Source organism: Arcticibacter sp. (assembly GCF_053551015.1).
On sequence record NZ_JBMQOB010000003.1, the window covers coordinates 94,774 to 119,390 of the forward strand.

Annotated in this window: 24 protein-coding genes; 11 read left to right on the forward strand and 13 right to left on the reverse strand. The window is 45.2% G+C overall.

Features of this window, described 5'->3' with window-relative positions:
* Positions 1-19: 19 nt before the first annotated feature.
* The 9 genes from ACO1NU_RS00825 to ubiE all read right to left on the reverse strand — a co-directional run bounded on the left by ACO1NU_RS00825 (position 20) and on the right by ubiE (position 6,844).
* Entirely contained in the window at positions 20-757 is a 738-nt protein-coding gene (locus tag ACO1NU_RS00825) for an isoprenyl transferase (RefSeq protein WP_448816544.1), read from the reverse strand.
* Between the two features lie 58 nt (positions 758-815).
* Positions 816-1,610 carry a type IX secretion system protein PorG gene (gene porG / locus ACO1NU_RS00830; protein ID WP_448816545.1) on the reverse strand — a complete coding sequence of 265 codons (795 nt, stop codon included), beginning with the start codon at positions 1,608-1,610 and terminating at the stop codon, positions 816-818.
* A complete protein-coding gene (locus ACO1NU_RS00835; protein WP_448816546.1) occupies positions 1,610-2,491 on the reverse strand; it encodes an NAD kinase in 882 nt (293 codons plus the stop codon). The genes porG and ACO1NU_RS00835 overlap by 1 nt, the downstream gene beginning before the upstream one ends.
* Complete coding sequence (locus ACO1NU_RS00840; RefSeq protein WP_448816547.1) at positions 2,491-3,153, reverse strand: CBS domain-containing protein; 663 nt, start codon at positions 3,151-3,153, stop codon at positions 2,491-2,493. Before ACO1NU_RS00840 ends, ACO1NU_RS00835 begins: the two co-directional genes overlap by 1 nt.
* A 5-nt stretch (positions 3,154-3,158) precedes the next feature.
* Positions 3,159-3,920 carry an alpha/beta fold hydrolase gene (locus ACO1NU_RS00845; RefSeq protein WP_448816548.1) on the reverse strand — a complete coding sequence of 254 codons (762 nt, stop codon included), beginning with the start codon at positions 3,918-3,920 and terminating at the stop codon, positions 3,159-3,161.
* A 115-nt stretch (positions 3,921-4,035) separates the two neighbouring features.
* The gene (locus ACO1NU_RS00850) at positions 4,036-4,482 is read right to left on the reverse strand and encodes a GatB/YqeY domain-containing protein (protein ID WP_448816549.1); all 447 of its coding nucleotides are present in this window, start codon (positions 4,480-4,482) and stop codon (positions 4,036-4,038) included.
* Positions 4,483-4,521: 39 nt separating this feature from the next.
* On the reverse strand, positions 4,522-5,283 hold the full coding sequence (locus tag ACO1NU_RS00855; RefSeq protein WP_448816550.1) for an SDR family oxidoreductase: 762 nt from the start codon (positions 5,281-5,283) through the stop codon (positions 4,522-4,524).
* Positions 5,284-5,396: 113 nt separating this feature from the next.
* Positions 5,397-6,116: a type IX secretion/gliding motility protein PorT/SprT gene (gene porT / locus ACO1NU_RS00860; protein WP_448816551.1), complete on the reverse strand. Its 720-nt coding sequence runs from the start codon at positions 6,114-6,116 to the stop codon at positions 5,397-5,399.
* The gene (gene ubiE, locus ACO1NU_RS00865; protein ID WP_448816552.1) at positions 6,113-6,844 is read right to left on the reverse strand and encodes a bifunctional demethylmenaquinone methyltransferase/2-methoxy-6-polyprenyl-1,4-benzoquinol methylase UbiE; all 732 of its coding nucleotides are present in this window, start codon (positions 6,842-6,844) and stop codon (positions 6,113-6,115) included. Before ubiE ends, porT begins: the two co-directional genes overlap by 4 nt.
* Positions 6,845-7,114: 270 nt before the next feature.
* Here ubiE and ACO1NU_RS00870 point away from each other — a divergent pair, with 270 nt between their 5' ends.
* On the forward strand, positions 7,115-7,447 hold the full coding sequence (locus tag ACO1NU_RS00870; RefSeq protein WP_448816553.1) for a hypothetical protein: 333 nt from the start codon (positions 7,115-7,117) through the stop codon (positions 7,445-7,447).
* Between the two features lie 24 nt (positions 7,448-7,471).
* Here ACO1NU_RS00870 and ACO1NU_RS00875 read toward each other — a convergent pair whose 3' ends face one another.
* Together ACO1NU_RS00875 and ACO1NU_RS00880 are read right to left on the reverse strand one after the other, a co-directional pair.
* Positions 7,472-8,449 (reverse strand): DUF6624 domain-containing protein, encoded by a 978-nt coding sequence (locus ACO1NU_RS00875; protein WP_448816554.1) that lies wholly within the window; start codon positions 8,447-8,449, stop codon positions 7,472-7,474.
* A gap of 13 nt (positions 8,450-8,462) precedes the next feature.
* Positions 8,463-9,173 carry a hypothetical protein gene (locus tag ACO1NU_RS00880; protein WP_448816555.1) on the reverse strand — a complete coding sequence of 237 codons (711 nt, stop codon included), beginning with the start codon at positions 9,171-9,173 and terminating at the stop codon, positions 8,463-8,465.
* A 220-nt stretch (positions 9,174-9,393) separates the two neighbouring features.
* Between ACO1NU_RS00880 and ACO1NU_RS00885 the strand changes: the two genes are divergently transcribed.
* The 6 genes from ACO1NU_RS00885 to ACO1NU_RS00910 all read left to right on the forward strand — a co-directional run bounded on the left by ACO1NU_RS00885 (position 9,394) and on the right by ACO1NU_RS00910 (position 17,463).
* Positions 9,394-11,658, forward strand: a complete 2,265-nt coding sequence (locus tag ACO1NU_RS00885) for an outer membrane beta-barrel protein (protein WP_448816556.1) — start codon at positions 9,394-9,396, stop codon at positions 11,656-11,658.
* A 290-nt stretch (positions 11,659-11,948) separates the two neighbouring features.
* Positions 11,949-12,689, forward strand: coding sequence for a hypothetical protein (locus ACO1NU_RS00890; protein ID WP_448816557.1), 741 nt, complete (start codon positions 11,949-11,951; stop codon positions 12,687-12,689).
* Between the two features lie 34 nt (positions 12,690-12,723).
* Positions 12,724-13,944: an erythromycin esterase family protein gene (locus ACO1NU_RS00895; protein ID WP_448816558.1), complete on the forward strand. Its 1,221-nt coding sequence runs from the start codon at positions 12,724-12,726 to the stop codon at positions 13,942-13,944.
* Positions 13,945-14,190: 246 nt separating this feature from the next.
* Complete coding sequence (gene yihA, locus ACO1NU_RS00900) at positions 14,191-14,814, forward strand: ribosome biogenesis GTP-binding protein YihA/YsxC (protein WP_448816559.1); 624 nt, start codon at positions 14,191-14,193, stop codon at positions 14,812-14,814.
* A 19-nt stretch (positions 14,815-14,833) separates the two neighbouring features.
* Positions 14,834-15,691, forward strand: coding sequence for a UbiA-like polyprenyltransferase (locus ACO1NU_RS00905; RefSeq protein ID WP_448816560.1), 858 nt, complete (start codon positions 14,834-14,836; stop codon positions 15,689-15,691).
* Between the two features lie 62 nt (positions 15,692-15,753).
* On the forward strand, positions 15,754-17,463 hold the full coding sequence (locus tag ACO1NU_RS00910; protein WP_448816561.1) for a M3 family oligoendopeptidase: 1,710 nt from the start codon (positions 15,754-15,756) through the stop codon (positions 17,461-17,463).
* Positions 17,464-17,550: 87 nt separating this feature from the next.
* Here ACO1NU_RS00910 and ACO1NU_RS00915 read toward each other — a convergent pair whose 3' ends face one another.
* Positions 17,551-18,486, reverse strand: coding sequence for a universal stress protein (locus ACO1NU_RS00915; protein WP_448816562.1), 936 nt, complete (start codon positions 18,484-18,486; stop codon positions 17,551-17,553).
* Between the two features lie 204 nt (positions 18,487-18,690).
* Here ACO1NU_RS00915 and ACO1NU_RS00920 point away from each other — a divergent pair, with 204 nt between their 5' ends.
* Positions 18,691-19,353, forward strand: a complete 663-nt coding sequence (locus tag ACO1NU_RS00920) for a hypothetical protein (protein ID WP_448816563.1) — start codon at positions 18,691-18,693, stop codon at positions 19,351-19,353.
* A 58-nt stretch (positions 19,354-19,411) separates the two neighbouring features.
* A complete protein-coding gene (locus ACO1NU_RS00925) occupies positions 19,412-21,136 on the forward strand; it encodes an APC family permease (RefSeq protein ID WP_448816564.1) in 1,725 nt (574 codons plus the stop codon).
* Between the two features lie 111 nt (positions 21,137-21,247).
* On the opposite strand, the gene ACO1NU_RS00930 is transcribed toward ACO1NU_RS00925, so the two are convergent.
* Complete coding sequence (locus ACO1NU_RS00930) at positions 21,248-23,188, reverse strand: KUP/HAK/KT family potassium transporter (RefSeq protein WP_448816565.1); 1,941 nt, start codon at positions 23,186-23,188, stop codon at positions 21,248-21,250.
* Positions 23,189-23,367: 179 nt separating this feature from the next.
* On the opposite strand from ACO1NU_RS00930, the gene ACO1NU_RS00935 reads away from it, so the two are divergent.
* Both ACO1NU_RS00935 and ACO1NU_RS00940 read left to right on the forward strand, forming a co-directional pair.
* On the forward strand, positions 23,368-23,874 hold the full coding sequence (locus ACO1NU_RS00935) for a T9SS type A sorting domain-containing protein (RefSeq protein ID WP_448816566.1): 507 nt from the start codon (positions 23,368-23,370) through the stop codon (positions 23,872-23,874).
* 130 nt (positions 23,875-24,004) lie between these two features.
* Positions 24,005-24,616 carry a fumarylacetoacetate hydrolase family protein gene (locus ACO1NU_RS00940; protein WP_448816567.1) on the forward strand — a complete coding sequence of 204 codons (612 nt, stop codon included), beginning with the start codon at positions 24,005-24,007 and terminating at the stop codon, positions 24,614-24,616.
* Position 24,617: the final 1 nt, after the last annotated feature.

A 24,617-nucleotide genomic window follows, 5' to 3' on the forward strand; every position in this document is an offset into this window, starting at 1 on the left:
TTTTGTTAAAAGGAATTTTTTAAACCTGATCACTGGTCATCCCGAAACGACGCTCTCTTTTTTGGTAGTCAATGATGGCTTCAAAAAGGTCTTCTCTCCTGAAATCAGGCCAAAGTTTCTCTGTAAAATAGAACTCAGCATAGGCAAGTTGCCATAGCAGGTAATTGCTGATTCTGAACTCTCCACTTGTGCGGATCATCAGCTCAGGATCAGGGATGCCGGCAGTAGTCAGATTCGCAGAGAACATCTCTTCATTGATATCTTCCGGTTTGATAAGACCCTGCTGAACCTGCACAGCCAACTTTCGGGCAGCTTCTGTAATCTCCCATCTGGAGCTATAACTAAGAGCCAGGGTTAATGTACTTTTGGTATTTCCCGCAGTCGCTTCGATCGACTTTTTCAAATGCTTCAGGCATTTTCCCGGTAGCTTCTCCAGGTCGCCAATCGCGTTCAGACGAACATTATTATCCATCAGCGTCTTGGTCTCCTTACTGATGGTATTCACCAACAGCTCCATTAAAGCCGTGATCTCCAACCAGGGGCGGTTCCAGTTTTCTGTTGAAAAAGTATATAAGGTGATATAAGGTATGCCAACTTCGACGGCTGCTTCAACGATATCTTTTACCGATACTACTCCGCTATGATGACCAAATACCCGAAGCTTGCCTTTTTCCTTCGCCCATCGCCCATTACCATCCATAATAATTGCTATGTGCTGAGGCAATCTGCTCTTGTCAATCTGATCCAGTAAACTCATTTTCTAATAAAGCCTAACCTAGGCATTTGAGGCTCAAAGGTAAAAAAAAATAGCATCACTAAAATACCCGCGGGCAATTACACTTGAGAAAGGTATATGTGAGGGTTATACCCGTAAAAAAATACCTGTCGCGCTTCCGCGAGTCGCCCCGCTGGCTGCCCGGCATGAACAACCGGCTGCCATCCTGGCGCTCTGAGGGGTCAGATAAATTAACCCTGTTGCTTCCGTTTTGAGGGTAATAGGCACTAACGACTGGATAGGTTTTACTTACGTCATCGAGATAATCAGAAAATGCTTCCCGATACCCAAGTTCTGCACCCAGAGTCCATTTTTCGGTGAAATTATACTTCAGTCCCGCACCATAGGGTATAGCGATCGTGTACCTCCGGTAATCCTGATTCTCGGTACGCAGGGGGTTCAGCTCCACCAACTCCCCACCTACTTTCGTCTTCGGATTGAACATGCTCAGCGCCACACCGGCAAACAGGTAGGGACTAAAGCGCTTTTTGCTCACTGAGGGCACATAGTCGAAGAAATTAAATTCAGCCTGAAAGCCAATCTCGGTAAGAGGCGTGATAAAACTCAGGTTGCGCTCCTGCTGATGCAGATTGGAAGACAGGCTATCTGCTGCTTTGATCTGGCCCCGCATCACGCTCAGCTTGACAGACCAGGCAGCGTCGATATTCCTTTTCACAAGCAGGCCATAGGCGGGATTGCTGAGCTTAAAAACGTTTTCAGGATTCAGGTCGCCCATATACCCCACGCCGCCACCAAAGGCTCCCACTTCCCAGCTCTGCGCCTTCAGCTGTGTGCAAAACAATACGATGATAAATGTAATACTAAATCTGACCATTAATAATTGCGCGTATCGATTCCCCAAAGCATCTTATTCCTTAATGTGGAAAGATAGCTTTCATTTTTGAGGCGGATCAAATTTATCTGAAAATCAGCTTTAGAAACGCTGAAGCGCATGGAGCAGTCGATTACCTCGGTCCTGGAATCACAGGATAGCAGATACTTGGAGCTCCTGCCTTCGAGCTCAAAGGAAAGCGTGTAGGAGTCGGAAATAACGATAGGCCTCACGTTCAGGTTGTGCGGAGAGATGGGAGTAACAACGAAGTTCTCCGATTTCGGAAAAATGATGGGCCCTCCACAGCTTAATGAATAAGCGGTAGACCCAGTAGGTGTGGCCACGATAAGACCATCTGCCCAATAAGAATTCAGAAACTCACCATTCAGGTAAGCATGAATGATCATCATGGCCGAATTGTCCCTCCGGTGGATCGTCAGGTCATTAAGAGCGAAATTTTCATCTCCAAAGACGGGCGTATCTGTTTCAACTTTCAGCAGATCCCTGCTGTCAATGGTATAGTCTCCGTTCACAAGGCTTTGAATTGCCGATCGGATATCATCTTTGCTGATGCTGGCTAGAAAGCCTAAGCGACCGAGGTTGATACCTATAATGGGAATATTGGAGTCGCGGATCAGAGTAACTGTATCCAGCATGGTGCCGTCGCCACCCAGACTGAGCATCACGTCTACAGCCCCCCTGATGTCGCTATAGCTGTTAAATGTGCCGAAGCTTTTCAAATTGCGGACCTTATCCGCTACAAAGTGTGAAAACTTTTCATAGACGAGTAGCTCAGCTCCCTGTGCATTCAGCTCATCAAATATCTGCTGAACGAAGGGCAATGTTGCCGCGCTGAACTCTCTTCCGTAAATAGCTATTTTCATTAAATACTTAGATAGTTCATCAGTTGATCGTACCTGTCGCCGGTACCTGAATGTTCTTTATTTTCGTTATAAGTGGCAATGATATGGTAATCGTAACGCCCAAGAGACGCCAAAATCCCGGATATCTCGGTTCGGCTGACCTTGATGGTCACCTCTCTGCGCGTTGAATCAATGTAGGAGGTGATGTATGAGCTAAGGATCTGCGCACTTTCAGATTCAATGATCTGTGCGATGTGGGCAAGCGAATTGTTGCGGGCATCCATTTCCAGCACGATGATCCCACCGGGTTCTTTGATCGCCGCAATATCAGAAAGCCGCTCCACAACAGTGCCCATGGTGATCACGCCCAGGTAGCTCCTGTTCTCATCAAGGACCGGCAGTACGCTGAGGTGACTTTGACTGAATACGTTCAGCACATCATAAATATGCTGGTTATATTGAAGGCTCACTGTATTGTAATTGACCTGCACCGATTTTAGCGAATCGTCAAAATCGGGCACTTCAATCAGATCATCATCAGCGATCAGGCCGAGAAGAACATTATCGCTCAATACCGGCAGATGGCTGACGCGGAACTCATCCATCCTGTCCAGTGCTTTTTGAATACTGTCCGACTCCTTTAAAGGAGGAATCGCTTCGGAGATGAGTTCGTTTGCCAACATAGTGTTTACTTTAATAACACGCGGTCAAGAAACCGTCGCAAAAACTTTATAAATTCATCCGGCACCTCCATCATCGGAGCATGCCCGCAATTATCAATCCAGTTCAACTCCGAATTTGGCAAGAGATTATGAAACTCAATAGCCACATCCGGCGGCGTTACCGTATCATTCTTACCCCATATCAGACATACCGGAATGGTGATCTTATGGAGATCCTTCGCCAGATTATGACGGATAGCCGACTTCGCCATCGACAGGATCCGGATTACCTTATTTCGGTCATTTACGGTCTGATAAACTTCATCAACCAACTCTTTGGTTGCCGTAGCAGGATCGTAAAATGTATACTCGACCTTTTCTTTTATAAAATCGTAATTCTCTCGCTTCGGAAATGTTCCTCCAAAAGAGTTCTCATATAAACCGGAACTACCTGTTAGTACCAACGCTTTCACGTACTCAGGATTATTAAGAGTAAATATCAGCGCAACATGCCCACCAAGAGAGTTACCCAGTAAGTTGATATTCTTCAGCTTCTTATGTTTAACAAACTTAAGAAGGTACTTGGCTAATGTAGTCACCCCGGTAGTCAAGAGCGGCAGATCGTATATAGGTAAAAGTGGGATCACCACTTTGTATTGAGACTTAAAAGCCTCGGTAACATCGTCAAAATTACTTAAAGCCCCAAAGAGACCATGAAGAAGCAACAATGTATCTCCTTCTCCTTCTTCAATATATTTAAATCCGTTTTCTTCTTTTATAACACTCATAATTCTAAACAAGATGTTTAGTGGGCTTTGCTAAAATTTATAATCAGGTAATAGTTGAATAAATGTACACTTTATCCGCTTACCTGCAATCTAATAATTATTCTATTATCCACGATCAGGATAATAGTTCTTTTACCACTTCCGAAATGGTTCTGCCGTCCGCTTTTCCGGCAAGTTCTTTATTGGCGACACCCATTACTTTACCCATATCCTTCACGCTGGAAGCTCCCGTGCTGGCTATTACCTCTTTTACGACGGCTACGATCTCCTCGCGGCCGAGCTGCTTGGGCAGAAACGCCTCAATTACTTCAAGCTCTTCTGCCTCGATCTGATAAAGATCTTCACGATTCTGTGTTTTGTAGATTTCAGCTGACTCCTTGCGCTGCTTTGCCAGCTTTTGGAGCACCTTGATCTCAGCATCTTCTGTCATCACTTCTCCCCCGCCCTTTTCTGTCTTCGCTAACAAAATAGCTGCCTTTATAGCACGCAAGCCTCTCAGACGAACATTGTCTTTGGCAAGCATGGCTGTTTTTATTTCTTTATCGATATTTTCCTGTAACATATATTTAAGTTGATTACCGGGTAAGCTGTGCTGCCCGGACTATTTTTCTTTATTCCAATAAACCGAATTGGCCTGAGCCACCGGCATAATTACCAGATCGTTAATATTGACGTGCTTCGGGCGGCTAACCATAAACCAGATCGTTTCTGCTATATCCTGAGCAAGCAATGGCTCGTACCCTTCGTAGACCTTTTTCGCACGCTCCGTATCCCCTTTAAAACGCACTTCCGAAAATTCTGTTTCAACCGCACCGGGATGTATCGCTGAAACCCGGATCCCATGAGGAAGGAGATCTATGCGCATCGCCTTATTCAATGCGTCTACGGCGTGCTTAGAGGCACAATACACATTTCCGTTCTGGTATACTTCTTTACCGGCGATTGAACCTAAATTGACGATATGACCTTCTTTTCTGACAATCATCCAGTTCGATACCACTTTGGTCACATAGAGTAAGCCTTTCACATTGGTATCAATCATAGTATCCCAATCGTCGGTATTTCCGTCCTGCAAAGGATCTAGCCCCTGACTAAGACCTGCGTTATTGATCAGCACATCTACGGCTTTCCAGTCCTGCTCCAGGCTGTTCAGCTGACTTTCCACTTCCGCTTTCTTCCTGACATCCATGGTCAAAACACGTACATCTACGCCGTGTTCGTCCCGCAACTGCTCTGCCAAACGCTGCAGTCGGTCTGTTCTTCTTCCCGTTAATATCAAATTATAATGAAAGGAGGCAAAAACCTTGGCACAAGCTTCGCCAATTCCGGCAGTTGCGCCTGTTATTAGGGCAATTTTGGGCATAAATGCTTTAATTAAGAGTCAAAATTATGAATAAAAAGCGTTTTGAGAACTGATTTGTTTATTAAATCGAAATATATCAGGTTAGAAATGCAGGAAAAGTAGTCGTGTTTTTGCTATTCAAAAAACAAACTGATTTGTATTCCTTTATGATACAGCTTATCCAGGGAGCGGTCGAAAGAATTTCCCCGTCGGTCAAGCACACTGTTGAAAGATTGTGAAAACTTGATCTCGGGCGACATTTTGAAATATTGAAAATAAAAGTCGAGACCCATCCCTGCCTCATACGAGAAAAAGCCACGCTTATTGGCTACAAGCTTCTCCACCTCCACAAAATCCGCATCATCTAGCTTTTTCTTCGACACGATGTTCCGGGAATACTTCCCCCCAGCGATCATATACGCGCGAAAGTTCTTACGCTTGTCAGATTTCAGCTTAATGCCGAGAGGCAGGTCGATAAAAGTCGACTGAACAGTCTTGATCAGGCTTTCATCTCCGTAATAATCAAAGCGCAGCTCCTTGTCGGCAAAAATCATCGAAGGAGTAAAGCGGAGATCAGTGTGCTCCGTCATCTTTAAATTAGAGACCAGCCCAATACCGAAGCCAGGTTTTGAAGAAGATGACACCGATCTAAGCCTATTGTAGCTCGTTGGGTCAGGACTAAGCAAGTTCTCCCAACCGTCGGCTTTCAACACTTTAAATTCAGAGCTTACATAATTGAACTGAAATCCAAAGTTCAGCCTCTCGTCGTCCACTCCACCTCCCCAGTTTTCCTGTGACATGGCACTATAGCCACTCAATACACAGAAGAACGTCAAGAAGAACCACTTCATCATTTAATTCCGGTATAGATGGAACTGATGCCAAATGTCAGCGGCTGGAACTTGGTGTCCTTGAATCCCACTTTGTGCATCAGTGTCAAAAAGTTCTTTCCGTCAGGAAACGCAGCTACCGATTCAGGAAGGTATTTATAAGCGTCATTGTTCTTTGAAAACAGTTTGCCTATTGTTGGCGTGACCGAGTTGAAATAGAAGTTATAAAGTTGTTTGACGGGAAATTGCTGTGGCTTTGAGAACTCTAGGATAACAATCTTGCCACCTGGCTTCAATACCCGCAGCATATCAGACAATCCCTGTTCCAGGTTTTCATAGTTGCGCACACCAAAGGCGACTGTAACTGCATCGAAGGTATTATCTTCAAACAGCAACTTCTCGGAGTCACCCAACCGCACTTCAAACTTGTGAGCAAGTCCGCGTTTCTTAATCTTGTCGTCCGCTACGTCCAGCATGCCCTGTGAGATATCCACACCTATGACTTTATCCGGGCTCAGGATCTGAATGGCTTCGAACGCAAAGTCCCCCGTGCCCGTTGCTACATCGAGCATCAGCTGGGGCTTTACAGTCTTAAGCTCACCAATCGCTTTCTTGCGCCACAGGATGTCAATACCAAGCGACATGAAATGGTTCAGAAAATCATATGTCTTTGATATGTTGTTAAACATATCTGCCACCTGCTCTTTTTTGGTAGCGTTTTTATCTTTATAGGGAGTGATTTGCTCTGGCATATCCGGCAAAGATAAAGCAGTTGAGTGGGAATACCATCATCATGCTCCAAAAAGCTGGATAACAGGACCTGCTGATTAGCTACCCTTACTCTGCCACATTCGCATGGCAGCAGATATTGAATCTGCTACAGGTGAGAGAAGGTAATAAGCGGATTGTTTACTGTCGCAGCTTAAGAATATACGACACAAGATTTAATTTGGATTCTTTTTCCGCTGTAGCATTTCCGGGTACCTTAAACGTATAGTTGTAAACTAATCTCTCGCAATTTCATGAAAACCTATTCCCTTCTGTTTGCCACTTGCATGATCCTGTTCTTTAGCTCCTGTGAAAAAGACACCAAGTGCGTAAAAGTTAAATATATCAGCAGTTATTGCCCGAAGATGGGCGCTTCGCTGGTAAAACTGGAGGAATCAGAAACTTCGGAATCTATCGCACTCCTCAACGTTCCGGAAGCGTTTAGAGTAAATGGCAAAGTATTTTACGTAACCTACCATTATGATGAAGCACAAAGCAAGACAGATCCACAAGTGATGTGTCCTGCCATATATGGACCGGCGAAAATATACGTGGCAGATTCAGTAGATGAACATGGTTGTAACTAATAGAGTACCGGACCGGGCCGGAAGCTACCGCTTCTTGCCCGGCTCGTTCTCCGCAAGCGCTTTTTCATATTGCTCAATACCCCATTCCAGTCCCACAAATTTGACGTACTCACTCATTGGCGGTAAATTCATTTTAGCCCGGCGCTTATCTACATTAACCGGATCTTCGAGTTCAAGTACATAGTACGCACCGGTCTTTAAATTTCTGCCGATCTGACTCCCATAAATTTGCTTTTGCCCCTTTCTCATAGCAACCCGGTCTTCCAAAAGAGCCAGACTGGAAGCCGATGCTTTACCTTGAATGACGGCATTCCTCATCATCGGGAGGTATTTTTCCTGAGAGGCTAAAGGTGCATGTTGAATAACCAAAAACAAGGCAGAGTGCCCTCGATCCCCCACCACATCTTTTCCTAACCAACCATGCTTATCCAGGATAGCCTCAACTTTCAACAGGTTTATGGAATCATGGTAACGGATCAGCTCCCAATGCTTCTGCATTTCGGGAGAATCATAACCGTACTTCTTTTCGATATCCGGAATTTGATTCCTGAAGCCCTGATCATTATCATAAATCGTATCCAGGATTGCAACAAGCACCGAGTCCGAGCCCGGACGTTCCCTCGGCTGTTGAGCCTTGAATTTAGCAATGAGGGCGTCCCAGCGGGAATCTGAATACAAGGAGGCAAAATCCGGATTTCCAGCAACATTTCTATAGTCAGTAAAATAGCCATGATTGGCAATGCGTGTGAGCTGATAGAAGGCTGAATCCACCTGGCCCGCTTTCGCCCATGCACGCGCGGCATGGTAGCGATGGTCCGTGCGGCCCAGATCTTTATTAGCCGCGAAGGCTTTTGAAAATGACTCCGCGGCTTTTAGATATTCGTTTGCTTTGAAATAGTTTTCCGCTTCTTCGACATAGCTGTCGTATGTGGACTTGACTTGTGCATTGGCTATTCCAACAGAGAAGAAGAGTGAAAAGGCCAGGATAAAGATTGGTTTCATATTGATTTGTGTCTTAGCGTTTTAATTGATGTTCTTTTAGCTTCCTTCTCACATGCTCACGCATGTCGTATTCCGACAGCTCTAAAACCTGCTCGTAGGATGGACGGTATAAAGCCTTAAAATCGCGTAGTTTCTGTCCATCATAGGACGTGACGGCGCCAACCAGCCTGTCGGAAAATGCTCTGTCGATGACTGCATTCCGATAGGAGTCTTCCAGGATCTGCTGAAGCCGTCTCGCCTGGGCTCCCTGCCGGCTCAGGGCACTATACAGTTTATCTACTTTGATTGTAAAACCCAGAGGGCTAACGGTGAGCATCTCACTTTTGTCGCCTTTTCGATAAATTGAACTATGTTCATTCATATCGCGTTTCAAAACAGATTCCGCAGATAGCGAAGTGGCGGTAACCATCACCTCTCGAAGCAGGTTGATCTTCTGCATCTCAATGATCAATACCCTACTCTCCGGAACCCTTACCGTATCACTGCGATATCCTGGGCAGGATACGATCAACGTATCTCCTAAACCCGCTTTCAAGCGGAACTCGCCGACGGCATTCGTCAATGTTTTTACCGCCTTATTACCGATAAGAACTCCACTGATTCTGCCGCTTTTGGTACAGGTCACTCCTTCAACAAAATCATCTTGTGCACATACCGAAAAGCCCACGCTAGTCAGCGAAAAAGTAAGAGCAATTCTCAAAGTATAATTCCCGGCGTTTAACATGAAAAGCGTTTAAGATTCGAGTGCATCCCTTTTCACTAATTGACAGCAAGGTAGGCTAACCAAACATGATATTCAGGCATTTAACGAAATTTAACAGTCTAGAGAGTTTACATTGCTGCTAAAACGCGGCTGGCTGGACTTTCCTGTTAAACAATGTTAAACCTCCGTCGGCGGGAGTTGGACTAACTATATTTGAGAGCTCTATCTCAAAACTCTCGAAATGTCCAGCACGGCTAAATACCTGACAGTCATAATCACCGTACTAGCTGTAAATCAGCCAGGCAGTGCTCAGTCCCGGTATCCTGAAGCGGCAGCAAGAAGCAATGTTCCGGGTGCCCAAGAGAGAGAAGCCGCAGACACGATCCTTATAGCTCCCCAAACCAGAAGTTTGGACACCGTACGAATAAACGGACGACGCCCTCTGATAGAAAACAGAGAGGGAAAAACGATACTAAATGTAGCCGGCAGTATACTGGGAAATGGAAGTAGCGCCCTCGAAATTTTATCAAGAGCTCCTGGACTGACCGTAGATAACGAAGGGAATATAAGCCTGAAAGGAAAACAGGGAGTCACTATCCTGATGGACGGAAAATTGACATTCCTTTCTCCGGCGCAACTCACAAGCCTGCTCAGATCAACCCCGGGGAATACGATTCAGACCATCGAAATTATTTCGAACCCTTCTGCCAGATATGATGCTGCGGGCACAGGAGGTATCATTAACATCAGGTTGAAGAAGAGCGCCGCCTTCGGAACAAACGGAAATCTAGACTTCGGGGCGGGCTATGGAACCTATCATAAATCCGGCATGGGTTTATTAGTAAATCATCGTAACAGATCACTAAACATCTTCGGAAACATAAATTACGAGAACAACAGGAATTTTGTGGACCTAAACCTCAGGCGAAGTACACAGTACCTCCAGGAAAGAACCTTTTTCGATCAGGATGCGAGACAGATTGATAAACATAATACGCTCAACTACAAAATTGGGATAGACTACTACATCGATGATAGTCGTATGCTTGGTTTTATGGTAAAAAGCTATGTCAATAATATTCGGGGCGAGAATAAAATCAAAACCTTGTTGGGCTATTCCACAGACACTTATAATCAGTACATCAGCGCAACGAATGTAGATAAAAGAAAATACAAAGGTGAGACTTACAACATAAACTACGAAGTCGCCAGAGACACCTCTGGCCAAAAATTCAATGCAGACCTCGACTTTGCAGTTATCAGAAACAAGGAAGACATTACTTATAACAACCTATTTTGGGAGTTTTCAGGATCAGGAAGCAGTTCCGCATCTGTGTTCAATAACGTAAGCCCGTCATCCATTAAGGTTCTGGCAGCAAAGCTTGACTATATCTATCCGTTTAATGCTGGCGTATCCCTGGAATCGGGATTTAAAAGCAGTTTCGTCCGTTCTGATAATGAGCTCCGCTCTACTAACCTGATTGACGGAAGCTGGATGGACGACGCTAGCAGGCAGAACAGGTTCGTTTACCAGGAAAACATAAATGCGGCATATCTCAACTTAAGTAAGAACCTTAGTTCCGCATCTGTCACCATAGGACTTCGCGCCGAACTCACGTCTTCTGAAGGTGAATCTGTTACACTGCATGACAAAACCGCACGCAGCTACTTCGACCTATTCCCAAGCATTTCTGTTAATAAAAATCTTCAGGATGTTCATGATTTCAATCTCGGCTACAGTCGACGAATTGAACGACCGAGTTATCAATCTTTAAATCCCTTTGTGTACTACATTGACCTATACACACAGCTTCAAGGAAATCCGGCATTGAAGCCTGAATATGCTAATTCGTTCGACATTAGCTATCAATATAAAAAGAAGCTCACCTTGTCATTCGGCTATATCCGCACGAAGGATGCAATAACCACGACATTAATCACAGACGCTGTTAAGAAAACGCTGTTGCTGTATGAACAAAACCTGGCTTCAAGAAGAACCCTGAGTGCGGGTATCTCTGCGCGCCTGACCCCGGCATCATGGTGGAGTATTGATAATGATTTCACGATTTACCGAAGAAAATTCGGATCACCCGATCTGATGGGGCTGCCTTTCAACAACGAAAAAACAACGATTACACTCAATACCAATCATACTATAGACATCAATGCGTCCCTTAGTGCAGAACTCTCAGGAAACTACACTTCCAGTCAGGCATATGGAACCTACGTTGCACGACCCATCTATGGTTTGGACCTGGGTATAAATAAGGCACTCGCAAATAGAAGAGCCCATCTTAAATTAAGCATAAATGATGTTCTCGACCAGCGATCGATTAAAATCAATAGTGCGATATATTCTCAAGACTATCAGCTCGCACAAAAGGAAGAGAGCAGGAAGTTTAGATTGACATTTGTTTACAATTTTGGAAGCAACAAAATCAAAGATGGAAGAAATCGATCTGGCAGTTCTGGCAGCGAGCAAGGTAGAGTACGTTCTGGCAAGTAGATATACTCCTAAAGGGGAATCCGCTTCCAATAAGTTCCTAAAACGTTATTCCTTGAACTAACCAGGATGAAACCTACTTAGGAGCAGATCCAGTATGAAGCCACGGTGATCCCACCTTCATCCCACGTTGTAGCCACCTTTTTTCATAAAAACCTGGGCTTAACGTGGGATGAAGGTGGCTGCAATGTGCCTGTGTTGGGATCGTGGTTGGAGCAAAGTATAATCTTGGTAAGGACATATACTTAATTATTGATAGCTCGGTATCTAACCTTTTATATTAATGAGATACAATGTCACTGTTAGTAAAAAGCCTTTCATTAAGCCTGGTGCTCAGCGGTCACGCTTTGATAGTTTCGGCTCAGACCCCAGATATCGTTTCGGGAGTTGTTGTATTACACCCCTCTCAGCGCCTGAGAGGCTCGGACATGCCGGTCAGAAACGTTGTAGTTCGAAATACAAGAACAGGGAAACACACGTCTCCCAACAGCATCGGGTACTTTGAGATCCAGGCAAAAATTGGAGATAATATCGAAGCTTCGATTAAAGGTTTTCCATCGCAAACGCTGCTGATCACAAGATATAACAACATCGTTCTTGATATGGACAGTACCATACGGCTACAGGAGGTTACCATAACGGGAATGAGAGAGAACGAAAAGAAATATAATAACTTGCAAAAGACTTACTTGTATAAGAACACCCTGCATTTTGATGGGAAGCCGCCTGTAGCGTTATTGTCGCCTATTGGCGGGAGTCCGGTCACCTTCTTCCATGAGCTTTTTAGTCAGAAGGGAAAGAATGCGAGGAAACTTAACACTTACATTCTGAGGGATCTGGAGGACCAGGAAATTCAAAAATACTTTAACGAGGATGTGATCAGAAATGCCATTCCCGGCATTTCTGATCAGGAAATTGCAGGCTATCTGGATTTGTATACTCCGGAGCTTAAGCTGCTCAAAAGTTGGTCAGACTATGAACTTATCAATTATATAAAGACAACGTATCAAAGTTTTAAATCACTCAAGAAATAGAATGTTTCCCATAATTGATTCTCGTGGTTCTCTTATGAGCGTAAAGCGATTTTTATCATCCATCATCGTTTATGTATTACTGTATTCAGACAACCTTTCTGCTCAGAAGAGGCCCGACCCTATCGTCATTATTCTGGATGAATACATCGTTCCCATAAAAACGGTAGATCCGGACAGTAGTTTTGCGGACATCGGCTTTCTTAAGGTGACGCTGAAAGATAAACAGGTAATAGGACTTGGAGAAGGTACACATGGAAGTCACGAATTCTTTAGATACAAAGATCGCCTGATCCGCTTCCTCGTTGCGGAACTGCACTTCAAGGCAATTGCATTTGAAAGTGATTTTGCAGCGGTTCAACAGTTAGACGAATACGTTATAGGCAGGCAAGACCGCATCAGGTTTCTGGGTGGCTTTCCTTTGATAAGCGAGACTAAGGAAATGCTGGCCTGGTTAAGGGAGTACAATAAGAGCTTACCTCTAGGTGAAAAGGTGCGCTTGCATGGTTTAGAAGCGAGAAGCGTTGCGAATATCACAAAACTACTGCTGGATAGTTTACCAAATCTGTCGGCTGAAAACCGGAAAGTACTATCAAAGATTTGCAACATTCCTGAATATTTACTTAAACAACAGGATATCGCGGAGCTGCAGTCCTGCATTCCATCCCTTTATTCAAGCACAACTAAGGCATCAGACAAACTGCCGCAAAGATATATAAGACTGCTTGAGCAAAAAACTGCATACATTTTACAACCAATCAGGAAACAGGTCGGCATGAGAGATGAGGCCATGTTCGAGAATGCTGTCTGGATAAAAGAAATGGCGGCCGCTCAAAAGCTCATTATCTGGGCTCACAACGGCCACCTATCAAAAGAAAACATTTTCACACAAGTTCCACTGGGAAAATACCTTTCTGAGAAGTACGGTACCGGGTATTTTTCAATCGCTACCGACTTTAATCATGGTGAGGTAAGGGTACACGCAAAACATAAGGGTGAGTATAAGTCAAGGCCCGTCTATTTTGGCCCAGCAAAGTCTGCAAAAGAGTATGAATTCTGCTTTGGCCAGGCCAGATACGAGAACTTCCTTCTTGACTTAAACGAAGCTGTGAAAAATCCGGAGCTGAAATCATGGCTAGAAGGTCCGCGGATGATGAAGTTAATTGGAGGAACTCCCACCCCATCAGAATCGAAATTGTCGATATCCCGCTGCTTTGACCTTCTGTGTTTTTTCAGAAAGAGCACAGCAAGTAAGTGAGCCAAGGCCAGATATTAAGGCCCAAGAGTCGATCGCAGCGGATTGGTAATTACATATCAGAATATAGACGTTCCTTAAAGCGAGTATTTTGAAAACAAACGAGCTGTACTATCACGGTAAATAAAGACCTCCATTAAGTTGCGTGCTCAGTACCTGTGTTCCAAAAGAATCCCATTCTTTCAGCCTTATGACAGGCGGCAGGTTCCTGCCGCCGCTATTTCATTTCAATTTCCTACCTTTGCCAGAATGCAAATCCGCTCAGCTGAATTCAAATGCAGTAATACCAGGACCGAGAAGTTACCTCCTCCTGTGCTGCCCGAATATGCTTTCATTGGTCGTTCTAATGTTGGCAAGTCGTCCCTTATTAATATGCTTACCGGCAAAAAGGGACTGGCTAAAACATCACAGACGCCTGGAAAGACCCAGCTGATCAATCATTTTCTGATCAATGAAAAATGGTATGTAGTCGATCTTCCGGGATATGGATATGCCAAGGTCTCGAGGAGCAGTCGCGAAGAATGGGAACGTTTTATTCGTTATTACCTCCGCAACCGTGAGAGCCTGCAGTGCGTATTTGTGCTCGTAGACAGCCGTCTGGAGCCGCAAAAAGTTGACCTGAAATTCTGCTCCTGGTTAGGCGAAGAAGGAATCCCCTTTCTTCTGGTGTTTACGAAGGCCGACAAGCAGTCGAACGTGAAGACTGCTCAGAATGTGGCGATGTTCAAAAAAGCCTTGCTTGAATACTTTGAGGAGATCCCTCCGGCGTTTATCACCTCTTCTGAAACTCAGGAAGGGCGTGAGGAGATCCTGTCCACTATTGATGATATTAATCAAAATTTTAAAAGCACCTACAAAGAAGGTACTGTGTAATCTGATCTGTGTTTGTTAAATGAAGAAATACCTGTCACTCGTTCTGTTTGCCCATTCTATCTTCGCGATGCCATTCGCGTTTATCGGATTTTTCCTTGCACTTTCTACCACTGAACATACCTTCAGCCCCATGAATCTGGTGTATATGATTCTGTGTATGATCTTTGCCCGAAATGCAGCTATGGCATTTAACAGGTACCTCGACAGGAACTTCGATATCAAGAATCCACGTACTGCGGTGCGTGACATCCCTGCCGGGAGAATTTCGGCAAGAAGCGCTTTCTGGTTCACCCTGACAAACTGTGTGCTCTTCATCTTTACCACCTGGTTTATTAATCCGATCTGTTTCTACCTGTCGCCCGTAGCCCTGGCTGTCGTGCTGGGTTATAGCTATACAAAACGCTTTACCCCCCTTTGCCATTTGGTACTGGGTGTTGGTTTGGGTCTGGCCCCTCTGGGTTCATACCTTCTGGTAACCGGCGAGTTCCATTATTTACCTGTTCTTTTCTCATTAGCAGTAGTATGCTGGGTAAGCGGCTTCGACATCATTTATGCCCTGCAGGATGACGAATTCGACAAACAGGAAAACCTCTACTCTATCCCGGCATGGCTGGGACGCAGAAAAGCACTGCAGGTATCTTCCGTACTTCATGTTTTCAGTGTGATCTTTGTGGTGCTGCCACTGTTCTTTACGCCACTGAGCGGGTTCTACATGCTCGGCATTGTTATTTTTATCTCGCTACTGATTTATCAGCACAGGCTGGTGAAACCGGATGACCTGAGCAAAGTGACGCTGGCATTCGGAACAACCAACGGAATTGCCTCTGTCCTTTTCGCCATCTGCTTTCTGCTGGATGTCTATTTCAGGAATTCCTGAGCTGCACAAACATCTTACTTTAATTTCCGTTAACTTCGTGTTTTTAAGCAAACCGACAAAACATGATCATCGAGAAAAAAAGAAGGACGTATGTTCCTGAAAATCTTGAAATAAACTGGGAAACTTTAGAGCCTCTTTTCATGGAGCTAAAGGATCGCGAACTCAATTCGGTAGCGGAGCTGGAGTCCTGGTTGAAAGACCGGAGTGAACTTGAGGCAGTTATCGAAGAAGATTTTGCATGGCGTTATATCCGCATGACCTGCGACACACTGGATGAAAAACTGCTGCAGGACTTCCAATATTTTGCAACTGAAATAGAGCCCCGGATAGCTCCGATATCCAATGATCTGAACAAAAAGCTTGTTGAAAGTCCTTTTGCCGACGAGCTGGATCAGGATAAATATATGATCTTCCTGCGTGGCGTGAGAAATTCACTGGAACTTTTCAGAGAAGAGAACATTCCGCTGTTCACCGAAATTCAGGTGACTGCGCAGAAGTACCAGTCTATTACCGGAGCCATGAGTGTTATGCTAGATGGTAAAGAATATACGCTGGAACAGGCCTCTGTATTTCTGAAAGATCCTAATCGGGAGCTGCGACACAAGGCCTGGGAAGCTATCACAGAAAGAAGGCTGCAGGACAGGGAACAACTGGATGCGCTCTTCAATGAATTGCTGAAGCTGCGTCATCAGGTAGCGCTGAATGCTGGGTTTGAGAACTTCCGCGACTATATGTTCCGTTCACTTGGCCGGTTTGACTATACCCCTCATGAATGCTATAAATTCCATGAGGCCATTGAAAAGGAGATCGTACCCATCTTGCGCGCGCAGGCAGAGCTGCGACAGAATACGCTTGCCCTTGACACCTTACGTCCCTGGGATATGGATGTCGATATATCAGGCAAACCTGCGCTGAAGCCGTTCGAGAATGGTGCTGAACTGATCGATAAGTCTATCGAGTGTTTCAACTCGATAGATACCTACATCGGAGAGCGCCTGAGCATCATGAAGGCTAATCAGCTTTTTGACGTGGAAAGCCGTAAAGGCAAAGCTCCGGGCGGGTATAATTACCCCCTGGCAGAGACAGGAGCTCCATTTATTTTTATGAATTCGGCCAATACCTTTCGTGACCTCACCACTATGATCCACGAAGGAGGACATGCGGTTCATACGTTTATCTCCTCAGACCTGGAACTGAATGACTTCAAACATCTGCCTTCGGAGGTTGCTGAGTTGGCTTCGATGAGTATGGAGCTGATCTCCATGGATAAATGGGATGTTTTCTTCAAGAATGAAGATGACCTGAAGAGAGCAAAGCGCGATCAGCTGAAGGATGTATTGAAGACGCTTCCCTGGGTGGCAGTAGTGGATCAGTTTCAGCATTGGATCTATACCAATCCGGATCATACCAGCGAACAGCGACGCGACGCTTGGAAACAGATCTTCACTCCTTTCGGATCGAATTTTGCGGATTGGGATGGCTATGAGGAAGCGCTGGAGAACCTCTGGCAGAAGCAGCTGCATATATTCGAGGTTCCCTTCTATTATATCGAGTATGGCTTCGCTCAATTGGGGGCTATTGCCGTCTGGAAGAACTACAAAGAAAATCCTCAACGCGGAATGGAATTATACAAAGAGGCATTGAAACTGGGATATACGCGTAGCATTAAAGAGATCTACCAGACTGCCGGCATCGAATTCAACTTCAGCGCGGATTACGTGCATGAACTGGCCAAGTTTGTCAGGGCAGAGCTGGAGTTACTACAGGACTAACTAAGAGTCAAAGAAGAAGCTTAGAAGAAAGATTGTTTAAAAAAGAAAACGGAGGGCTGTGATCGGCCCTCCGTTTTTCTTTTGAAACTATTTGTTGCCGGGGATGGCCAACAGCGGGATTTTTACATGATAGCTCATGCGGCGTGTCTGACTGGGATTAAAGATCCGTTTCAGAAAGCTCCTCTTATAAGTGATCATCACGAGCATATCCACTCCATTTTGTCTGATGTAATTACTTAAGGTATCTTCCAGGTTTTTACCAGCCAGATGAGCGGCCACCAAATTACTCTGCTTGTACTCATCTCTCAGAAAGCGCTCATAAGCACTGATTTCATGGGTATTCAAAATTATCGTTGCTGCGTCATCAGAAGATTCGCTGGTGAATACCGCTGCTTCCACTTTGGCGTTTAGCGTATTGGCGAGTTGAAAGACGGTGTCAAGAATTGCGGAGTCTTTCTCGAAATGATTGGTTGTGAGAAGGATTTTCTCCGGCTTTTTCCACTCATACTCATTGGGTATTGCCAGCACTGGAATCTTGCTGGCGCCAATAATGCTGGCGGTCTGGCTGCCGATGAGTATCTCCCGAACGCCACTGGCACCTGAAGTACCCATCAGAATGAGATGAGAGCCAAGCTTAGCGGCTTCAGCAATTATTGTTTCCCGCACTTCACCTGTTACCAGGTGAGTGTCCACAACAACTCCTTCGGACAAACCCAATTGTGCCTGGAGGTGCTCCAGCTTCTTTTTTGCTTCTGCAATCAGCGATTGGTTGAACTCCTTGTTCAAGCCGACGTAGTCGGTGTAAAGACTTCCAGTACCCTCCTGCACATTCAGCAGATCTAAATGGGTGGGTACATACTTGGACAGTTGAGCCGCGAAGTTGACGGCTTTGATCGAACAGTCGGAAAAATCTACGGGTATCAGGATCTTGATCATGACGTTATAAATTAGGTTAGCGGCCTTGGGACGGCTCCGGGAGATCGTTTGGACACGATATATACCGGCAGCCCAACCCTCTGACATAAACTTAGGATTAAACTCCAGAACTAAAAATGATTTGGGTCATAATCAAGACATTGCAATTACTTCAGCGTACAAGTGAAGTCTCCGGAGGCACATTCGGCATACAGAGCAGAAAACTTTTTTAACATAACGATAGTTAATATGCTGGATTCAAGCGAAGACGATTACATGTCGAGACGCTACCACCATCAAAACTATCTATCTATGAAAAAGCTCATCTTCATTTATCTGCTCATATTTACGGCCATACCGGGGTTTGCCCAAAAATGGAAACCCACTAATCTGGATGACTCCGTACAAGTATCTTTGCCATCGGGGTTCACAAAAAAAGACACCCTGGGTCAGACCCTCTTTAATGCGGACTCGCCATTCGGCCAGATCTTAATTACCAAGCAGCCTGACGATCCCTCCACTACGCCCGATATCGAGAAGGTAGACCAGCTGAAAAGGTATTACGACAACTTCCTGAAGCGCATTCAAAGCACCTCAAAAGGAGTTGTTTCAGAAGAACGCGATACCCTGATCGGTAAGCTAAAGGTAAAAGACTTCAAGCTGGCGATAGACAGTGGCAGCGGGAAGCAGTACCGCAACATCCGTATCCTGCATGTCAACTCCGCAACTTATACTTTCCAGTTCCTGTATAAGGAAATACACGAATCGTATGCTGGGGCTGAGAGTAATACGTTCTTTAACTCGATCAAAATACCGCCTGAAGCATCAGTCAGTACTCAATTTACTGAACCTGAGAATACGACAGGAAAAAAACCCGCAGGTGGGACGAATTATGTGCTGATTGGCATCATAGCGGGAGTGATTTTACTGATTGTGGTCATTATTCTCGTTCGAAAGCGGAAGAAGCGTGAATAGCCGCTGATAGCGTCAAATATTTTTTATTTTTGGCGCCACTAAGAAACGGAACTGCAACATGTCTAAAAGCTACTTCAGAAAGAAATCGGTCACAAACATTCTATCGGATATAGAAAATGGTTTGGGCGATGAGAATCATTCCGCGGGTCCGGGTTCCGGGTTGAGCAAAGTGTTGGGAGTACGCGATTTGACTTTTATGGGTATTGCTGCGGTGATTGGCGCCGGAATTTTTTCCACGATCGGAGAAGCGGCCTTTCATGGTGGTCCCGGGGTATCGTTCCTATTCATCATCACTGCTGTGACCTGCGGATTTTCAGCGCTCTGCTATGCAGAATTTGCCTCAAGAATTCCTGCTTCAGGAAGCGCTTATACCTACGCTTACGCGTCCTTTGGTGAGCTTATCGCCTGGATAATTGGTTGGGACCTTTTGATGGAGTATGCTATCGGGAACATTGCCGTAGCTATTTCCTGGAGCCAATACTTTACCAATTTGCTTCAGGGCTTTAACATTCATGTACCGCCGTATCTGACTATGGACTATCTATCTGCCTTCAGAGCGGGTAAAGCGCTTACGGCCTTACAGGAGGCCGGCAATACGGCCGAGATCACCGCCACAATGCAGAACCAGGCAGAAGCCTGGAATACGGCTCCTCAGTTTGCAGGAATTCGACTGATCGCCGACCTTCCGGCACTAATGATCGTCTGCCTCATCACATGGCTGGTTTATATCGGTATCAAGGAAACCAAAAAAGCAACAAACGCGATGGTGATGCTAAAGATCGGGGTGGTAATCGCTGTGATCGTTCTGGGTTGCTTTTATATCACTCCTGAAAACTGGAATCCCTTCCTTCCAAACGGCTTCTCGGGGGTAATGAAGGGCGTCTCAGGTGTATTTTTTGCCTATATTGGTTTCGACGCGATATCCACTACTGCAGAAGAATGTAAGAATCCGCAGCGTGACCTGCCCAGGGGAATGTTCTATTCGCTGATCATCTGTACGGTCCTTTATATCCTGATAGCGCTGGTGCTAACCGGGATGGTATCCTATAAGGAGCTTCAGGTGGGTGATCCCCTGGCATTTGTTTTTGAGAAAGTGGGACTGACGCAGATCAGCTATATCATCTCTGTAAGTGCGGTTATAGCGACGGCGAGTGTGCTGCTGATCTTTCAGATGGGACAGCCCAGAATCTGGATGAGCATGAGCCGGGACGGACTGCTGCCTAAGAGGTTTTCAAAGATCCACCCTAAGTACAACACACCCGGCTTTGCAACGATTATTACAGGTGTCGTGGTTGCGGTACCTGCCCTGTTCATGAACTTAACTGAAGTTACGGACCTGACGAGTATAGGCACCCTATTTGCCTTCGTCCTGGTATGCGGAGGGGTGCTGGTCATGGAAGAAGACATAGAACACCGTCCCGGCAGATTTAAGATCCCCTATATCAATTCACGTTATATTGTTCCCGGACTGTTTATCGCAGGGATAGCTGTTTTTCACAATGATATTTTTGAATTATTCAGATATACCGGCGACTGGCATACCTATAAGGACAACATCCCTTATTTCCTGTTCTTCGTCCTGGCCCTCGTGATCTCTGTGTTCTCTTTCCTGAGACAATTTTCATTGATCCCCGTGCTTGGTCTTCTCAGCTGTTTTTATCTGATGACGGAGTTGGGTTGGGTAAACTGGCTCCGGTTCCTGATCTGGCTAGGGATTGGACTGGTGATCTACTTCTCTTACAGCTATAAGAACAGTAAGCTGCATCAGGATCCTGCTGAGTAAATAGTAGTGATTTTGGATAAGCAGTGGTCTGCTTAAAATAAGGAAAGCCGGGATTCCGCTCTTAGTTTCTAGAGCGGAATCCCGGCTTTCCTTATTTGGATGTGCAGTGACTTAGTCTACGCGGGTAAGGTGTACTGTATCGGTGTTGGTGACAATCAGCGGAACCTGTTCAACAGTTACAAAGCTCAGATCCAGGCCGAAGCCCTTCTCTTCTGATAGTCCAAAACGCTTCAGGATAAAGTAGTAGGCCATAGTAAGACGCTCGAGCAGGCTCAGGCGGTTGGACCGTGACAAGACTTTTTCGAGAACAACAAACCGGAAGTCGCCCACAATATGGTGCTTGTTCAATGAAGGGTACTTACTGGTGATATCAATCTCTCCGTTTCTGACCAACTCTTCAACAACGAGCCTGAACAGCACGTTGATACGTTGCTCAACTCGGAAACCAAGTCGGAAGTCGATGCGGATCAGCTTTTCAGGGATCAGAAAGTCCACCTTATATTCCAGTGTGTATGGTTCATCCGTCACATCCACGTGAACGAGCCAGTAGACGTCAGCCCTTTTGGGTTGCTTCTGCAGGATGGAATACATGATTTTAGCTTCAATCTCCGACTTAAAGTTGGCGCTGGTAAGATAAATTAGCTGTGAAGAATATTTAGGAACGCTGGAATCTTCGCTCAGATCGCTGATGATCTCATAGTAATCTTCAATCTCCACGAACTTCACGTAACGGTTCTTGATCCGTCGTGCTGCGGCCCATGACCACATCACGGAGAAGATGACCATAGACAGCATGATGGTAAACCATCCTCCATGGAAGAACTTGGCCATATTCCCCACAAGGAAGACCAGTTCCAGAAGCCCATATATCAAGGCGAAAATAACGATGAAATACATCGGAAATCGCTTTCTCATGAGATAGACCGACATGAGAATTGTGGTCATGATGAAGGTGATGGTGATAGCAAGTCCGTATGCACCTTCCATGGCAGCAGATTTCTTAAACAGGAGGATCACCACGATACATCCCGCCCACAGGATCCAGTTCATCGAGGGTACATAAAGCTGACCTTTCTGTATGGAGGGATAGTTGATTCGCACTTTTGGCCATAGATTGAGACGTACCGCCTCGGAAATAAGCGTGAAAGATCCGGTGATCATCGCCTGGCTGGCTATACACGCAGCAAGGGTAGCGATTCCGATACCATAGGGAATAAACCAAACGGGCATAATGAGGAAGAAAGGGTTGCTACCCTCTCCCAACGTTGCACCCTGATGCTGCCAGAGCCATGCGCCTTGTCCGAAATAGTTCAGTAAGAGACAGGTTTTAACAAAAACCCAGCTGACACGAATATTTGCACGGCCGCAGTGACCCAAATCCGAGTACAGCGCTTCAGCCCCTGTAGTACACAGGAACACCGCACCGATGATCAGTAATGCGCTCGGATTATCGTAGAGGATATGCCATGCATAGTAGGGGTTTATCGCTTTCAGGATAAACGGCGAATCGAACACATAAATAGCTCCGAGTACCGCCATGGATCCAAACCAGAGAAACATGATCGGTCCGAATGCCCTACCCAAATGTGAAGTACCGAACTGCTGAATGATAAAGAGCAGCGTAATAATCACCATCACGATCGGCACCGTAGGGAGGTCTTTTGAAAAGATCTGCAACCCTTCGACAGCTGAAGAGATGGTAATTGGTGGGGTGATCATACCGTCTGCCAGAAGAGAGGCTCCTCCAATCATCGCGGGGAACACGAGCCAGCGTGCTCTCCTCTTGACGAGGGAGTACAGCGAAAAAATACCACCTTCACCTTTATTATCAGCTCGTAATGTAATGATTACGTACTTGATAGTGGTTTGAAGGGTAAGCGTCCAGAAAATGCAGGATAGCCCGCCGAGAATAAGATCTGTACTGATAATTCGGTCTCCAATGATCGCTTTGAAAACGTAGAGAGGCGATGTTCCGATGTCGCCGTAGATTATGCCTAAGCTAATAAGCAATCCGGCGGCGGACAGTCTGTGTAGGTCCTTGTGATTTGCCACTTAAATGATTTAAAATGGATGCAAAAGTACAAATGATATTCATTTAAACAATGTTGATTTAGAATGGTTTATTTTATAATTTTCTACTGTAAATCAGACCTTTGTTAAATAGTGTTAAAAAATATTTTCCATAGCCTGCATTATGTTTAAATTATTAGTTTTGTTAAAGGATATATCATATGAAAAAAATCTACCAAGTCTCTATACTTTTTTACTTTATGTTACTGGGGGCCAACGCCTTCGGATCACATAAATTCTATATACGAATGACCGAGCAATCTGACTCCGTAAAACGTGCGCAGCAGAAAAGCTCTTCGAAGATCACTGACACGCGTCCGAACCGCCCGTCGAGAAGTGATATCAAACTAAGCATGACACCTTTTAAGCCAGCCTCTGCTTCTTCCAAGACAGGCTCTGACTTTAAGCTATTGAATAATGTTAAGGTTTCTCCGAATCCTGCGGAGGATCAGATCACGATATCGTATTCGCTTTCCAAGGAAACCACCGTGACCATTAAGATTATGGATGTTTTGGGAAATGAAATCGCCACACTATTGTCTCAGCGACTTCCTTCAGGTGATCAGAACCATAACTTCAACATCGCTTCGCGACTGAACAGCGGGTATTATTTTATACGCCTGATTGCGGGTAGTGAAACGGTCATTAAGAGGATTTCCATCCTTTAAATAGGTAGCTGCAGACCGCGGCTCATGATTATTTTCTTAATTTCGGCTCAAGATCATCATTGAGCATATCCTGCATGCGATTTTGAATATGCTCATGAAATCGTCATGACATTCACAAACAGATATATCCATGAAAATTATTGCTGTAGGTAGAAATTACGCAGAACACGCGAAAGAGCTTAATAATCCTGTTCCGGGCGTGCCCGTTATCTTCATGAAGCCGGAAACGGCGATTTTAAAAGACAATAAGCCTTTCTACCACCCTGAGTTTTCAAATGATATCCACTACGAGCTGGAGATCGTGCTTAAGGTTTGTAAAGAGGGTAAATACATCAGCGAGAAATTTGCATCAAATTATTATGACGAGATTGGCTTAGGCGTTGATTTCACGGCACGTGATATCCAGTCGGCACATAAGGAGAAGGGACTACCGTGGGAGCTGGCGAAAGCCTTCGATAACTCGGCGCCCATCAGTCGCTTTATCCCTAAGAGTTCTTTTGCGGATCTGTATGATCTTCATTTCCATTTAAACCTAAACGAAAAAACTGTCCAATCTGGTCACACAAAAGACCTCCTGTTTTCGTTTGAAAGGCTGATAGCGTTTATATCGCAGTATATCACGCTTAAAAAGGGCGACCTTATCTTTACCGGCACTCCAAAGGGCGTGGGGAAGATAAACGTAGGTGACCGCCTTACAGGGTATTTGGAAAATGAAAAGCTTCTTGATTTTGAGATTAAGTAAC

Excerpts from the sequence above, each read along its gene's own strand:
- ACO1NU_RS00885 (WP_448816556.1), top strand. The coding sequence starts at position 9,394 with ATGTCCAGCACGGCTAAATACCTGACAGTCATAATCACCGTACTAGCT.
- ACO1NU_RS00845 (WP_448816548.1), bottom strand. The coding sequence starts at position 3,920 with ATGAGTGTTATAAAAGAAGAAAACGGATTTAAATATATTGAAGAAGGA.
- ACO1NU_RS00910 (WP_448816561.1), top strand. The coding sequence starts at position 15,754 with ATGATCATCGAGAAAAAAAGAAGGACGTATGTTCCTGAAAATCTTGAA.
- ACO1NU_RS00870 (WP_448816553.1), top strand. The coding sequence starts at position 7,115 with ATGAAAACCTATTCCCTTCTGTTTGCCACTTGCATGATCCTGTTCTTT.
- ACO1NU_RS00890 (WP_448816557.1), top strand. The coding sequence starts at position 11,949 with ATGTCACTGTTAGTAAAAAGCCTTTCATTAAGCCTGGTGCTCAGCGGT.
- yihA (WP_448816559.1), top strand. The coding sequence starts at position 14,191 with ATGCAAATCCGCTCAGCTGAATTCAAATGCAGTAATACCAGGACCGAG.
- ubiE (WP_448816552.1), bottom strand. The coding sequence starts at position 6,844 with ATGCCAGAGCAAATCACTCCCTATAAAGATAAAAACGCTACCAAAAAA.
- ACO1NU_RS00825 (WP_448816544.1), bottom strand. The coding sequence starts at position 757 with ATGAGTTTACTGGATCAGATTGACAAGAGCAGATTGCCTCAGCACATA.
- ACO1NU_RS00835 (WP_448816546.1), bottom strand. The coding sequence starts at position 2,491 with ATGAAAATAGCTATTTACGGAAGAGAGTTCAGCGCGGCAACATTGCCC.
- ACO1NU_RS00840 (WP_448816547.1), bottom strand. The coding sequence starts at position 3,153 with ATGTTGGCAAACGAACTCATCTCCGAAGCGATTCCTCCTTTAAAGGAG.
- ACO1NU_RS00850 (WP_448816549.1), bottom strand. The coding sequence starts at position 4,482 with ATGTTACAGGAAAATATCGATAAAGAAATAAAAACAGCCATGCTTGCC.
- ACO1NU_RS00915 (WP_448816562.1), bottom strand. The coding sequence starts at position 18,486 with ATGTCAGAGGGTTGGGCTGCCGGTATATATCGTGTCCAAACGATCTCC.
- porG (WP_448816545.1), bottom strand. The coding sequence starts at position 1,610 with ATGGTCAGATTTAGTATTACATTTATCATCGTATTGTTTTGCACACAG.
- ACO1NU_RS00920 (WP_448816563.1), top strand. The coding sequence starts at position 18,691 with ATGAAAAAGCTCATCTTCATTTATCTGCTCATATTTACGGCCATACCG.
- porT (WP_448816551.1), bottom strand. The coding sequence starts at position 6,116 with ATGATGAAGTGGTTCTTCTTGACGTTCTTCTGTGTATTGAGTGGCTAT.
- ACO1NU_RS00905 (WP_448816560.1), top strand. The coding sequence starts at position 14,834 with ATGAAGAAATACCTGTCACTCGTTCTGTTTGCCCATTCTATCTTCGCG.
- ACO1NU_RS00895 (WP_448816558.1), top strand. The coding sequence starts at position 12,724 with ATGAGCGTAAAGCGATTTTTATCATCCATCATCGTTTATGTATTACTG.
- ACO1NU_RS00935 (WP_448816566.1), top strand. The coding sequence starts at position 23,368 with ATGAAAAAAATCTACCAAGTCTCTATACTTTTTTACTTTATGTTACTG.
- ACO1NU_RS00925 (WP_448816564.1), top strand. The coding sequence starts at position 19,412 with ATGTCTAAAAGCTACTTCAGAAAGAAATCGGTCACAAACATTCTATCG.
- ACO1NU_RS00940 (WP_448816567.1), top strand. The coding sequence starts at position 24,005 with ATGAAAATTATTGCTGTAGGTAGAAATTACGCAGAACACGCGAAAGAG.
- ACO1NU_RS00880 (WP_448816555.1), bottom strand. The coding sequence starts at position 9,173 with ATGTTAAACGCCGGGAATTATACTTTGAGAATTGCTCTTACTTTTTCG.
- ACO1NU_RS00855 (WP_448816550.1), bottom strand. The coding sequence starts at position 5,283 with ATGCCCAAAATTGCCCTAATAACAGGCGCAACTGCCGGAATTGGCGAA.
- ACO1NU_RS00875 (WP_448816554.1), bottom strand. The coding sequence starts at position 8,449 with ATGAAACCAATCTTTATCCTGGCCTTTTCACTCTTCTTCTCTGTTGGA.